The organism is Achromobacter insuavis, assembly GCF_902859645.1.
Lineage (GTDB): Bacteria > Pseudomonadota > Gammaproteobacteria > Burkholderiales > Burkholderiaceae_B > Achromobacter > Achromobacter insuavis.
Genome location: NZ_CADIJR010000028.1, coordinates 35,323 through 47,853, shown reverse-complemented (window position 1 = coordinate 47,853; position 12,531 = coordinate 35,323). Strand labels below are relative to the sequence as shown.

Sequence of the window (12,531 nt, the reverse complement as noted above, 5' to 3'; positions counted from 1 at the left end):
TCTCTGGAACCGCCGCACCGCGCTGACCTCGGGGCATGCCCTAGGTGGCGGGATGCTGCGGCAGGGGAGCGCGCAGGCCGCCGAGCAGGAAGCTCATCAGGCGGGGCAGCAGCAGCTCGGGGTTGTCGGGTTGCTCGGCTTCGTCCAGCGTCCAGCCGGTCACCGAGCGCAACAGGTCGGTGCCGATGATGGCGTAGGAGGTGGCGCCAAGCATGAATTGGAAACGCCACACGATCTCGGCGCGCGGCACGTCGGGCAGCGCGGCGAAGAAGGCATTGCGGTAGCGCTCGAGCACGTCGGCGTATTCCTCTGCGAACAGCGCGCGGATGAAGCCGGCCGGGTCGGTCATGGTGCGCTCGAGCAGCGGCAGGAAGGTGCTGCCGGCCTGTTCGGGATCGGCGGCCAGCCGCAGCAGCGTGCCGAAGAAGGCGTCGACGATCTGCGACGGCTTGAGCGGCTTGCCCTGGGCCTGCGCCTCCAGTTCGTCCAGCAGCCGCAGGCGTTCGCGGTTGAGGACTTCCAGGCGGCGCTTGAGCACGGCCTGCACCAGCGATTCCTTGGAACCGAAGTGGTAGTTGACCGAGGCCAGGTTGACGCCCGCCGCGCCGGTGATCTGGCGCATCGACGTGCCGTCGTGCCCCTGCTGCGCGAACAGGGCTTCGGCGGTGTCCAGGATCGATTCGCGGGTGCTGGAGGATCTGAGTTCTTGCATCGGGTTGAATTCAAACGTTCGTTTGAAAGAAGTATGCGCAAAAGATGACAAGGATGCGATCCCGGCAATCCCGAATAGGGTTTACCCCTAAAAATGGAGGGCATCCCGCCCGTCCGGCGGAGCCTGGCGCGGCGCTCGTTCCTTTGCATGAGGGCCCCTGCGGTTGGCCGAGGAGGAGCGCGCCGCGTCGTCCAAAAGGCCCTGCGCCGTTTGTCCTCGGACGTGCGCCCTAGGATGAAAGCCGTCTGGAAGGTCGGGCCGAAACGCCGCAGTATCACTGCGAGGACTTGAGAGCGTGGCACCGTGGATGCGCCTGGCGAGCCCGATCGCCGTTCCGGTGCCGCAGGCCATATCGACCTGACACAGGAGCAGGAGACATGAAGACCTACAGAGTGGGGCTGTTGATCGACGGGACCGACCAGCCCGGCTGGATCCACGACATGGCTGAGTGGCTCGCGCGCAGCCAGGATTTCGAACTGTCCGCACTGCTGGTCTTGGAGAAAGATACCGCCGATCGCGCGCCGCGACTGGGCGCCAAGGCGTTGTTCGGCACGCTGTCGCGGCTCGAATCGCGGCTGCTGCCAGCGCGGCAGCGGCAGATGCTGGCCTGCCGTGATCTGCGCGACGGCCTGCCCGCATCGACCGCCGTGCTGACCCTGCCGGCCGGCCCGCGGGACAGTGGGCGCGATGACGGCGTGGCGGCGCTGGGGCTGGACCTGGTGATCATGCTGGGCGCGCTGCCGCCGCCGCCGCGCGCGCGGGTGGCGGGCTGGGCGCGGCACGGCACCTGGCGGCTCAGTTATTCCGACATCGCCGTGTCCACCAGCCGCTACGCGGGTTTCTGGGAGGTCTACCAGCGCGAGGACCACACCACGGTGAAGCTTTGGCGCATGGGCGCGAGCGCGGATGAGGACGCGCTGCTGGACCAGCGCAGTTTCAATACCGAGGTGTTCTGGCTGAAGAACCAGACCCGCGCGTTCAGCCTGGGCAACTTCATGGTCTACGACGCGCTGCTGGCGCTGGCGCGCGCGCGGCCGGGCGCGGCGCCACCCGGCATGCAGATCATGAGCGGCCAGCGGCGCGACGATCCGGCGGAGTGGGACAGCGCCGCCTACATCGCGCGCCAGGCCTGGTTAATGACCGATTTGATTGTGCGGCGCGTCATGGGACGCAATGTGCGCTGGCGCATCGGTATGTTCGCGTCGACCCGGCAGCAGGCGGTGGTATCCGAGGCCATGGTGTTGCAACCACCCAAGGGGCGTTTTTTCGCGGATCCGTTCGTTTATATGCGGGGCGAGAATCCATATATATTTTTCGAAGATTACGATTTTCACTCGCGCAAGGGTACGATCTCCGTCGCCACCTATGAAAATGGGGCTTTCCAGCTGTTGGGGACGGCCTTGAATCTGCCTTACCATTTATCGTTTCCGTATATATTTGAATATGAAGGAACCACCTACATGGTGCCGGAAACGTGCGGAAATCGCAGTATAGAATTATGGAAATGCATCGAATTTCCATTGAAATGGGAATTGGATTTGACGCTGATGACCGATGTTTCGGCGGTCGATACCATTATTTTCAAACGTGGCGAATACTGGTGGCTATTAACCAATATCGACCGCGCCGACGGCCAGAATCACTGCGATGAATTGTTCGCGTTCTTCGCCGACTCGCCGCGCTCGAGCCACTGGACGCCACACGCCTGCAACCCCATCGTGCGCAACCCGATGCGGGCCCGCAACGCCGGAATCGTTGTCTCTCCTGGCGGAGAGGTGATCCGCTGCGCCCAGTACCAGGGCTTCTGCCACTACGGCAAGGGCGTCTCGCTCAACCGGATCGAAGAGCTGTCGCCGTCGACCTACGTCGAGACCGATGGCGAAATCCATTACGCCGGCTTCCTGAAAAAACGCCATGCTTCAATGCACCATTGGCATCATCAGGGTGGTCATACGGTATTCGACTTCGCGTATATGGAGTAAATGACGCAAGCTACCGGAAAATAAAAGTGTTACCTATATTTCGTTTGCGGCGGAAGGCCACGGGCATAATGTGTCGGTGGAAACATATAGACAAGTCTGCCGCCGAATCTGGCCAAGTCTTGCCTGCATTTCCGCTGGCGCCGGTCGCGCCCCTTCCCATCTGTGAGCGCCCTGGATACGGCCCTGCCGGCGTCGCCCCGCAGGCGTGGCAGCGGCCTGCCAAGCGGCTCTCCGTCCGGGCGGGGTCGGTGAAAACCCTAGCGGATAAAAGGATGAGAGGGGTGCCTCATCCTGTTTTATGAGAACGTTTACGGCTAACGAATGATTTCTGTTTTTGTCGGATTATATCGCTTGCCAACGTCTTGATTTTGCCAATTTCGAACCATAAGATGGGTTCATGCCATCCGTTATGTTGGCTACGAAAGTCTCCCAGCCCAAATGGCCCGGTGCAGCGTCATTAGATATTCCGGGAATCGCGGACCACCCCGCGGGGTTGGAAAAAAAATAGTCTTCAGCACAGCGAAGATCCCTTCTAGGCCTGTTGAACAACCGGGAGGAAACCATGGCCAAGATGGTCCTGATTGAAGCCCATCCGCTCCTGCGGCTGGGTTTGTGGCAGATTCTGAGCAAGTTGGACGATGTGTGGGAAATCGAGGGAATGGGGTTGGCCGATGTCTCGAAGGCCAACGGGGCGCATGCCGGCGCAGATCTTCTGATCTACGGCTTGCCGGTGGACAGCGAGGAAGCCTGGAGCACGCTGCATGAGATCCAGCGTGAACTCAGCCCGAAGCGCATCCTGCTCTTGACCGATGTCATGCCGCTGCCGATGCCGGTGCAGGGCCTGCCCGGCGCCAGCGTCTACGGTTGTCTGATGAAGACGGCCTCGGTGGAGATCCTGGAAGCGGCCATCCGCCTGGTCATGGCGGGCGGGCAGTGCTTCCCGAGCGAGCAGGCGTTGCAGATGCCGGCGCAGGCCAGCTGCGTGTTGCCGGCGCGCGAGGCCGACGACGCCGGCAAGGGCACCATGCCGATCAGCGCCGGCGCGCAGTTGCTGCAGATCACGCCGCGCCAGTACGAGGTGCTGGTGCTGCTGGCCAGGGGCTATCCCATCAAGACGGTCAGCCGCATGCTCAACATCTCGGTGGCCACCGCGAAGACGCATGCCTGCACGCTGTACCAACGCCTGCACGTCAAGAACAAGGGTGAAGCCGTGTACGCCGCGCTGCAACGCGGCGCCACGCTGGAATGGCATGAACCCAATGGTCGCGACGTGGACGCCGGGCAGCTGTACGGGCGCAAGCTGGGCTGACGCGCCGGGGCAGCCGGCCCCGGTTCGCGCCGCCTGCCCGGCGGTGCGAGGCCCTCGCCCTGCGGTCCGGCGGGATGCTCCCCCGCCATCCCGCCTAGGGCATTCACTGCAGCATCGGCGGTCGCCGTGCCGCAGCATTCCTCCTCCAATCATCCTCCTGCACGAGATTCAGCGAACGTAGCCGCTGATAGCATGGGTTGTGTCCGCAAGCATGGGTTGAGACGGCGAATCACAATGCCCGCCCGAGCAACCCCCCGCGGCGGACGAGATTCCCGTGAGCCGGGTGACGCGCCTGATCCGTCGTCGCTGCCGTGCGCCGCCTTGCCATGGGAACCGTGTCTGGGCCCTGTGTCACAAGGTTCCCCCCGGGATGACAACCGTTCTGATCGAAGACTACGCGCTGCTTCGTGTCGCTATCCAGCATGTGTTGGAGCGCGTGCGCAATGCCGAGGACATCCTGGCGATCTCGCCAGCCCATCTCTTGAACATGCCCGGCTCGATCAACCGGCCGGTGGAATTGCTGGTTGTCGGCTGCAGCGGCGTGGCCGAGCCCGACATCGGCCTGCTGTCGCAGGCGATGGCGCTGTTCATGCCGCGCCTGGTGCTGGCGCTGTACTCCGTGCTGGACCAGAGCGTCATGGCGGCCTGCGCCCGGGCCGGCGTGGCCGGCTACCTGCCCAAGGCCTCCAGCCCCGATGCGCTGGCGGCCGCCGTCAGCCTGGTGCTGGCGGGCGGGGAGTGTTATCCGCAGCCAGCGGCGCGCCTGCTGGGCGCCTCGCAGAACCCGGTGCAGGAATTGCGCGAGCTGACGCAGCGGCAGGAGGAGATCCTGCAATTGCTGGTGCAGGGCAAGACCATGCGAGAGATCGGCCAGCACGTGGGCATTTCGGTGGCCACCGTGAAGAGCCATGCGCGCACCCTGTACTGGAAGCTGAATGCGCGCAATCAGGCCGAGGCGGCCTACATCGCCGTGCAGATGGGCTTGGTGCGCGGCAGCGGCAAGCCTGGCGACTCCACATGAAATCCACCCATTGAACAATGGCGGCGCGCCCGGGAGCGCGCCGCCATGGATGCCGTCTGGTCGAGAGAGGGGCTCGTCAGCGGCCGCTGTCGCGGCGCACGGCGCTGGCGGGGCTGGGCGCGGCCGGCGCGGCGACGGGATCGACCACCGCGGCGAATTCCCGTTCGGCGGCCGCCAGCACCGCGTCGATGTGCAGATAGCGCAGCGCGTGGCGGCGCGCGGCGGTGCCGAGGGTTTCGCGGATCTGCGCGTTGTTGGCCAGCTTGCGCACCGCCTCGGCCATGGCCGCGGCATCCTCGGGCGGCGTGACCAGGCCGCAGTGCGCCACCACGCCGGCCAGCTCGGTGCCGCGCGCGGCGCCGCACACCACCGGTCGGCCGCTGGCCAGCATGCCGGTCAGCTTGGACGGCATGACCAGGTCGGCGGCGCCGGCGCGCTGCGGCAGCAGGTGGATGTCGGCGGTGTTCAGCAGCGCGCCCAGGCGTTCGCACGGCTGCAGGTCGAGAAAGCGCACCCGCGCCAGGCCCTCGCACTGCGCCTGCAGCGGCGCGCGTTCGGGGCCCTGGCCGCAGAACACGAACCACAGGCGCGGCTCGTGTTGCAGCAGCCGCGCCACCTGCGCCAGCGTCTGCAGGCCCTGCTTGCCGCCCATGTTGCCCGAGTACAGCGCCACCACCGCGTCGGCCGGAATGCCGAGCTCGGCGCGCAGGTTGCCGGCGCGATCGGGGGCGATGGCGTTGACGTCGATCCAGTTGGGCAGCAGCACCGCGCGTTGCGGGTCGATGCCCTTGTACAGCGCCAGGTCCTGCATGCGCCGCGAAATCGTCGAGACGCGGTCGAAGCGCCGCATCAGCCAACGTTCGGCGCGCTGCACCAGACCGCGCAGCCGCGCGCCCTTGAGCAGGCCCAGGTCGAAGGCGGCGTCCACCTCGTAGTCCTGGATGTGCAGCCAGGCGCGCGCGCCGCACAGCCGCGCCGCCAGCCATGCGGCCGGCGCGCAGAAGAGGGCGGGCTCGACCACGAGGATCAGGTCCGGCCGGCCGGCCGCCGCCCGCAGCAGCGACGGCAGGCTGGAGAGCGCGAAGCTGGCCAGGTGCACCAGGCGCTTGGCGCCGCCGGGCTTGCGCGGCACCCACAAGGGCGCGCGCCGGACGTCGACGCCGGCGCGCGTCTCGCGGCGGTAGCGGCCGGCCTGATAGCCGTCGTGGACCTGCCATTGGGGGTAGTAGGGCGGGGCGGTGACCACGCTGACCTGGTGGCCGCGGGCGGCCAGCCATTCGGCCATTTCCGCGTTGTACTTGCCGATGCCGGTCAGTTCCGGCGCGTAGTTGATGCTGTACAGAAGGATCTTCATGCTGGCGGCTCCACGCGGGGTTTGACGGGACGGCAGGGGTTGCCCAGGCACACCATGGCCGGCGGCAGGTTGCGGAACACCGAGCTGCGCGCGCCGACCACGGCCTCGCGGCCGATGGTGACGCCGGGGCCGACGAACACGTCGGTGGCGACCCAGGCGCCGTCCTCGATGCGGACGGCGCGTTCGCGCAGCGGGAAGTCGGGCTTGCCGGCGTCGTGGTCGGCCGCGCACAGGTAGCTGCGCTGCGACACCACGGCATGGGCGCCGATATGGATCGGTCCCAGGCTGTAGATCACCGTGTCGTCGCCGATCCAGGCGTAGTCGCCGATTTCCACCTTCCACGGATAGGTCACGGTGGCGCTGGGCCGGATCAGGACCTTGCGGCCGACGCGGGCGCCAAAGCAGCGCAGCAGCCAGCGCCGAAAGCCATAGGCCACCTGCGGCGACCAGCGGAACAGCGACCCCTGCACCAGCCACCACAGCTGCACCGTCAACGCCGAGCGGCCGCGCTGGCCGGGCGCCAGGGCGAACTGGTCGAGCCGCTGCAGGGCGCTCATTTGGCGGCTCCGGCGACCGTTCCCCCTTGTTGGCGTTCGGGCACGGCCAGCCGCGCCTTGCGGATTTCCTCGGTCTTGATGCGGATCTGCCAGTAGTACATGGCGCGGGCGATGGCGTAGTCGAAGCCGGCGCGGCCGTCGAGGAAGCCCAGGCGCAGCACGTAGGAATGCAGGAACGAGATCGGCGCCTTGAACGGCATGGCCTGGAACACGCGCTTGAGCAGCGCGCGCGCGCCGACGTTGGCCTCGCGCGGGTCGTTCATCAGGCCCTTGATGCGCAGGTTGGCCTCCCAGTCGGAGTAGCGGTTGTGCTTGTCGAAGTAGTGGTAGAGCGAGTCGTGGTCGTTGTGCACCATGCGCGCCCGCAGCGCGAAGGTCTCGCCCTGCACCTGGGGCTGGTAGTGGCCCTCGACCTCCCACATGTGGGCCACGTCCAGGTCGTCGTAGTCGAGAAAGCGCGAACGGTCGCGCGCCAGCAGCGCCAGCTTGTAGACGCGATGGCCGTGGCGCAGCTTCCTGCCGCAGAACACGTAGTCGAACGGCACGAAGGCGCCGCCGGCGCCGGCGGCGAAGCGCGGCAGCGCGGCGCGGATCTCGGCCGCCAGCTCGGGCGTCATCTCCTCGTCGGCGTCGACGTACAGCACCACCGGGTGGGTGAAGGGCAGTTGCTCCAGGCACCACTGCTTCTTCTTGGGGTACTTGCCGTTCCACTGGAAGTTGCTGACCTTGGCGCCGAGCGCGGCGGCCATGGCGCAGGTGGCGTCGGTGCTGTTGGAATCGACCACGAAGACTTCGTCGAAGTCGGCCAGCGCCTTCAGGCACTTGGCGATGTTGCGTTCCTCGTTCTTGGTCATGACGACCACGGATACCGGTATCTTGGACATGATGCTTTCCTTTCAGGAGGCGCCGCGCCGCATCAGCGGCTGGAACAGCTCGATGACGTCGCGGCAGTGCCGCTCCAGTGAAAAGGCGTCGGCGCGCCCGGGGCCGTCGGCCGCCAGTCTCGCGCGCATGTCGCCGTCGTAGGCCAGGCGGCGCACCGCCGCGGCCAGGGCCGCCGCGTCGCCCACCGGCACCAGCAGCCCGTAGCGGCCGGCGTCGAGGATCTCGGCCGGCCCGTGCGGACAATCGGTGGAGATGACGGGAACCCCCAGGCACAGGGCCTCGACCAGCACGTTGCCGAAGCTCTCGCGCACCGAGGTCAGCGCGAAAGCGCCGGCGCCGGCGATCACGGGAAACGGGTTGTCGATGTGGCCGGCCAGCGTCACCGGGCTGCGCGAGACGCGCGCGTCGATGCGCTTTTGCAGGGCGGCGTGTTCCGAGCCCTCGCCCAGGATGGTGAAGCGGATGCCGGGGTCGTCCAGCAGCGCGGCGGCGTCGATCAGGGTGGCATAGTCCTTGACGGCCTCCAGGCGGCCGACCGCGACCACGTGGTACGGCGTGGCCACCGGTTCGGACCCCGGCGGCGTCGCGCTCTGCTCGCGCACGTCGTCCAGCGGCACGCCGTTGTAGATGGTGCGCACCTTGCCGCGCAGCGGCGGGAACATGCTGACCAGGTCTTCCTTGACGCCGCGCGATACGCCGACGACGGCGTCGTGGCGCCGGTAGGTCTGGCTCACCAGCCAGCACTTGAGCCGCCGCATGCGCGAGGCGCCGTAATGGATGGCGGGGCTGCTGTGTTCGAAGGCGACGGTGGCGAACTTGCCGCGCAGCAGTTTCTTGGCCAGCACCACCAGCATGTTGCACAGCAGGCCGTGCGAGCAGACGATGGCGGGGCGGTCGCGGCGGATCTGCGCCAGCAGCCGCCAGAACGCCACCGGCAGCATCAGCCGCAGCGAGGTGGGCGATTCGATCACCGGCAGGGCCCGCGTCACGCGCGGATTGGCGACCGGGTATTCACGGTTGCGCGAACGCAGCAGGAACAGCGCGGCGTCCACGCCCCGTTCGGGCAGGGCATCGGCGATGAAGGCGACGCATCTTCCAACGCCGCCGTGCAGGTCGGGCGCGACGAACAGGACATCAGGCATGGGGCAGTACTCGCGGTGACGCCCGGTGCGTGGTGTCCGGACGGGGGCTGGGAGCCGCGGGTGCGGGCGTGGGCACGGGCATGGCCCGGGCATTGCGGATGAGCGACAGGCAGTAGCACAGCAGGAAGCCGGTGAAGGCGGTCTTGGGGGCGTACGCCAGGCCCCCCGAGAGCGAGTCGATGAAGATGTAGATCGGCGCCGTGGCGAGCAAGTAGCGCCGGTGCAGTTCGAGTCCGGGATGGGCGTAGCGCCGGAACAGCGACAGCAGCAGGATCAGCAACGGCGGCAGCATGATCATCACCGTGCCGACGATGCCGAACTTCATCAGGTAGAAGGCCCACGAGTTGTGCGCGAAGGTGCTCAGCTCGAAGCCGTTCTCGCCCATCACCCAGCTGCGAAAGCCGGCGCCCTTGCCGAACACCGGGCTTTCGGCGAACGAGTCCATCTGGCCCTGCATCTCCTGGATGCGGGCGCCGTAGCTGGAGTCCTCGTCCAGCCGCTCGACGCTGAAGACGCGGTTGGTCAGCACGTCCAGGTAGCCGATGCTGGCGAACACCAGGATGCCGGCCACGGCGGCCGGCGCGAAGATCATCACCACCCGGCGGCGCACATCGGAACCAGCCGCCAGCATCACCGCCAGCAGCACCGACACCATCAACTGCAGGTACTGGCTGCGGTTCAGCGAGAACACCAGCGCCAGCAGCATGTACACCGTCAGCGCGTAGGCCTTGGGGCCGGACACGTTGAGCGTCTTGCGGAAGTACAGCAGCGACACCACGCCGAACGGAATCGCCCAGACGCCGAGCCGCACGTTGCGCAGCGGGTTGGCGACGCTGAAGCCCTGCAACTGCTCCAGCAGCATCAGCGTGGCCACGGCCAGGCACGCCGCCACGATGTACTTCTGCAGCAGCGCGTAGGCCGCCGGACTGTCGATGTCCTTGTAGCAAAGGAACGGCACGCTCAGGAAATAGAACACGATGCGCAGGTCGCGCGCGACGTCGCCGGTCTCGATGCCGGGATGATGCAGCGACACCAGCAGCAGGTAGATCACCGTCAGCACCTGCAGGCCCAGCAGCATGCCGAGCGTGCCGCGCGGCAGGGCGTAGGCGGCGGGGTCCGCCAGCCGCAGCGCCTTGACCACCAGGATGGCGACGAACAGCACGTCGAACGGCGACAGCTTGAAGCTGCCCACCCCGAGGATGAAGTGGTCGTCGTTCAGCGCCAGCGCGGTGAAGGCGAACAGGCCCAGCAGGTGCAGCGTGGAAAGACGGCGGTGCGGATGCATGGCGGCTCCATGGCTGGGTGGGGTCAGTGCGCGGCCCAGTCGTCGCGTCCGAACAGCTTGATGGCCAGTTTCTCGACCAGGTACGACAGGTCGCCCTGGCGTGCGTGCGCCGCCACCTGCGAGGCGCGGCACGACAGGCCGAACAGCTTGCCCATGCCCGGTTCGGTGCGGCGGATGCGCTCGACGATCTGCTGGCGCTCCTCCAGCAGCACGTCCTGCATCAGCGCGGTCTTGGTCTCGTCATGGGCGGTGTAAACGCCCATCGCGTCCGGCACGATCTGGTTGCGGCCCTCGCGCAGCAGGCGGCTCCACAGTTCCAGGTCCATGCAGTAGCGCATGCTTTCCTGCAGCAGGCCGTGCTTGAGCAGCAGGTCGCGGCGGAAGATCGCCGACTGGTTCGGGATCGAGGCCTTGACCACGGTCAGCGTGCCGCGGTTGACGGGGGTGTAGTGGATCTTGCGGAAGATGTGGTTGTCGGCGTCGGCCACGAACAGGTTGCCGCTGACGATCGGCGCCCGGCCCCGCGCCGCCGCCGCGCCCAGCTTGCGCAGCGCGCCCGGGTAGTACAGGTCGTCGGAGTTCTGCCAGCCGACGTAGTCGCCGGTGGCGCGCTCGAAGCCCTTGTTGATGGCGTGCGACTGGCCGCGGTCAGGCGCGCTTTCCCAGTGGGTCAGGTAGCGCTCGTACTTGCGGATGATGTCGACGCTGCCATCGGTCGAGCCGCCATCGATGATGATGTACTCCAGCCGCGGATAGCCCTGGTTGAGCACCGACACGATGGTGCGTTCCAGGAAGCGGGCCTGGTTGAACGAGGGGGTCACGATGGTCAGCTTGGGCAACAGGCCGCCGGCGATCGGCGCGGGCGGGCGCAGCTCGCTCACGAAGTCGATCAGTTGACGCGAGTACTCGTTGTGACGCTTGCGCATATAAGACCTCAGCATGTTCACTACCGGGTGGCCGCAGGCATTGCGCCCGGGTAGTCGGGCCGGGATTGACGGATGGCGAGCGCCACGCCGGCCAGCGTGATCGCCGCATAGGCCATGCGGCCCCAGGCCGCGGCGTGCTCGCCCGCCGCTTGCACCAGGACGGCCATGACGCACAGCATGGCCAGGCCGCCCAGGCCGTTGAGAATGGCGACCGCGCGCGAATTGCCCAGCCCGAGCAGGGAAAAATGCGCCGCGGCATTCAGCGACAGCAGCCCGGAGGCGGCGATCAGCAGGCGGAAGGTGCCCAGGTGGCCTGCGGCCACCGCGTGGCCCAGCAGCAGGTCCAGCAGCGGCTGGCTGACCGCCAGCACCGCCACGGTGGCGCCGGCCGACAGCAGCAGGTTCCACCACATCAGGCGGCGGATTTCCTCTTCGGCGGCGCCGGGGTGCGGCGGCGCGGCGGCCAGGCGGCTGACGCGCGGCATGGCCTTCTGGAAGATCGCCACCGACGCGGTGTGGATCATCTGGCCGACCTGCACGCCGACCGTGTAGATGGCCAGCGCGGCCGGCCCCATCAGGCTGCCCACCAGCACCCGGTCGACCGAGCCGAACGCCAGCGCGCTCAGGCTGTTGAGCCAGGACCAGCGCGAGAACTTGAACGCCGCCAGCATGGCGCCGCGGTCGCGCACCGGGCGCACCAGCGCATGGCCGTAGCGGCGCGCGAACACGCGCATCTTGACCGAGCCGGCCAGCAGCAGGCCGACGGCCTGGGCCAGGCCGGTCCAGGTGGGCGAGGCGGTCAGCCAGGCGGTGGCGCAGGCCAGGGCCATGGTGCCGCTGCGGCTGAAGACCTCGCACAGCGCGGTGGCGCGGAAGTCCTCGCGGCCCTTCAGGCAGCCGGACATCAGCTGGTCGTATTGCTGCGTCAGGTAGACGGCCAGCGCCGGCATGGCCAGCAGCGTCACGGCCACGCCGCCGAAGGTGGCGGCGGGCCAGCCCAGCCACACCACGCCCCACAGCAGCGCCGCGGCCGCCGTCACCACGCCGAGCGCGCAGCCGATCAGCGACATGGCGACGCCAGCCGCGCGGTAGGCGCCGCCCGGTTCGTGCATGCGTTCGGACACCAGCTTGGTGGCGGTCACGGCGGCGCCCAGGTTGGCGGCGTTGCCGAAGCCGGCCAGCGCGATGATCATCGAGTACTGGCCGAAGCCCACCGTACCCAGCTGGCGGAACAGGATGGGCAGCGCCACCAGCGCCGCGACCGGGCCGATGCCATATTCCACCAGCCCCCAGAACGAGGCATTGCCGGCGACGTGCTGCCTGATGAGTCGGTACATCGGTAGGCCTGTGCTCGGTTG

The 12,531-nt window shown here is 67.6% G+C and carries 11 protein-coding genes; 3 read left to right on the top strand and 8 right to left on the bottom strand.

Annotated features, from left to right (window positions below; genetic code table 11):
• Positions 1-40: 40 nt before the first annotated feature.
• Positions 41-712, bottom strand: coding sequence for a TetR/AcrR family transcriptional regulator (locus H0523_RS15790; RefSeq protein WP_006387729.1), 672 nt, complete (start codon positions 710-712; stop codon positions 41-43).
• Positions 713-1,089: 377 nt separating this feature from the next.
• Here H0523_RS15790 and H0523_RS15785 point away from each other — a divergent pair, with 377 nt between their 5' ends.
• The 3 genes from H0523_RS15785 (at position 1,090) to H0523_RS15775 (ending at position 5,024) form a co-directional block, all read left to right on the top strand.
• Positions 1,090-2,694: a glucosamine inositolphosphorylceramide transferase family protein gene (locus H0523_RS15785; RefSeq protein WP_054431465.1), complete on the top strand. Its 1,605-nt coding sequence runs from the start codon at positions 1,090-1,092 to the stop codon at positions 2,692-2,694.
• 562 nt (positions 2,695-3,256) lie between these two features.
• On the top strand, positions 3,257-4,003 hold the full coding sequence (locus H0523_RS15780) for a response regulator transcription factor (protein WP_054431961.1): 747 nt from the start codon (positions 3,257-3,259) through the stop codon (positions 4,001-4,003).
• A 370-nt stretch (positions 4,004-4,373) separates the two neighbouring features.
• Positions 4,374-5,024, top strand: a complete 651-nt coding sequence (locus H0523_RS15775) for a response regulator transcription factor (protein ID WP_054431960.1) — start codon at positions 4,374-4,376, stop codon at positions 5,022-5,024.
• A gap of 76 nt (positions 5,025-5,100) precedes the next feature.
• Here H0523_RS15775 and H0523_RS15770 read toward each other — a convergent pair whose 3' ends face one another.
• From H0523_RS15770 to H0523_RS15740, 7 genes are read right to left on the bottom strand one after another with little or no spacing between them, the layout of a single operon-like run.
• The gene (locus tag H0523_RS15770; protein WP_054431959.1) at positions 5,101-6,378 is read right to left on the bottom strand and encodes a glycosyltransferase WbuB; all 1,278 of its coding nucleotides are present in this window, start codon (positions 6,376-6,378) and stop codon (positions 5,101-5,103) included.
• Positions 6,375-6,935 (bottom strand): putative colanic acid biosynthesis acetyltransferase, encoded by a 561-nt coding sequence (locus H0523_RS15765; RefSeq protein ID WP_054431958.1) that lies wholly within the window; start codon positions 6,933-6,935, stop codon positions 6,375-6,377. Before H0523_RS15765 ends, H0523_RS15770 begins: the two co-directional genes overlap by 4 nt.
• Positions 6,932-7,819: a glycosyltransferase family 2 protein gene (locus H0523_RS15760; protein ID WP_082380279.1), complete on the bottom strand. Its 888-nt coding sequence runs from the start codon at positions 7,817-7,819 to the stop codon at positions 6,932-6,934. Before H0523_RS15760 ends, H0523_RS15765 begins: the two co-directional genes overlap by 4 nt.
• 12 nt (positions 7,820-7,831) lie before the next feature.
• Positions 7,832-8,962 (bottom strand): glycosyltransferase, encoded by a 1,131-nt coding sequence (locus H0523_RS15755; RefSeq protein WP_054431956.1) that lies wholly within the window; start codon positions 8,960-8,962, stop codon positions 7,832-7,834.
• A complete protein-coding gene (locus H0523_RS15750) occupies positions 8,955-10,247 on the bottom strand; it encodes an O-antigen ligase family protein (protein WP_054431955.1) in 1,293 nt (430 codons plus the stop codon). The genes H0523_RS15755 and H0523_RS15750 overlap by 8 nt, the downstream gene beginning before the upstream one ends.
• 23 nt (positions 10,248-10,270) lie before the next feature.
• Positions 10,271-11,173, bottom strand: coding sequence for a glycosyltransferase family 2 protein (locus H0523_RS15745; RefSeq protein WP_006390298.1), 903 nt, complete (start codon positions 11,171-11,173; stop codon positions 10,271-10,273).
• A gap of 20 nt (positions 11,174-11,193) precedes the next feature.
• Positions 11,194-12,510, bottom strand: a complete 1,317-nt coding sequence (locus H0523_RS15740; protein WP_054431954.1) for a lipopolysaccharide biosynthesis protein — start codon at positions 12,508-12,510, stop codon at positions 11,194-11,196.
• Positions 12,511-12,531 lie beyond the last annotated feature (21 nt).

Bases quoted from the DNA above. Each gene is read 5' to 3' on its own strand.
- H0523_RS15770 (WP_054431959.1), bottom strand. From the start codon at position 6,378: ATGAAGATCCTTCTGTACAGCATCAACTACGCGCCGGAACTGACCGGC.
- H0523_RS15775 (WP_054431960.1), top strand. From the start codon at position 4,374: ATGACAACCGTTCTGATCGAAGACTACGCGCTGCTTCGTGTCGCTATC.
- H0523_RS15740 (WP_054431954.1), bottom strand. From the start codon at position 12,510: ATGTACCGACTCATCAGGCAGCACGTCGCCGGCAATGCCTCGTTCTGG.
- H0523_RS15790 (WP_006387729.1), bottom strand. From the start codon at position 712: ATGCAAGAACTCAGATCCTCCAGCACCCGCGAATCGATCCTGGACACC.
- H0523_RS15760 (WP_082380279.1), bottom strand. From the start codon at position 7,819: ATGTCCAAGATACCGGTATCCGTGGTCGTCATGACCAAGAACGAGGAA.
- H0523_RS15750 (WP_054431955.1), bottom strand. From the start codon at position 10,247: ATGCATCCGCACCGCCGTCTTTCCACGCTGCACCTGCTGGGCCTGTTC.
- H0523_RS15780 (WP_054431961.1), top strand. From the start codon at position 3,257: ATGGCCAAGATGGTCCTGATTGAAGCCCATCCGCTCCTGCGGCTGGGT.
- H0523_RS15765 (WP_054431958.1), bottom strand. From the start codon at position 6,935: ATGAGCGCCCTGCAGCGGCTCGACCAGTTCGCCCTGGCGCCCGGCCAG.
- H0523_RS15755 (WP_054431956.1), bottom strand. From the start codon at position 8,962: ATGCCTGATGTCCTGTTCGTCGCGCCCGACCTGCACGGCGGCGTTGGA.
- H0523_RS15745 (WP_006390298.1), bottom strand. From the start codon at position 11,173: ATGCGCAAGCGTCACAACGAGTACTCGCGTCAACTGATCGACTTCGTG.
- H0523_RS15785 (WP_054431465.1), top strand. From the start codon at position 1,090: ATGAAGACCTACAGAGTGGGGCTGTTGATCGACGGGACCGACCAGCCC.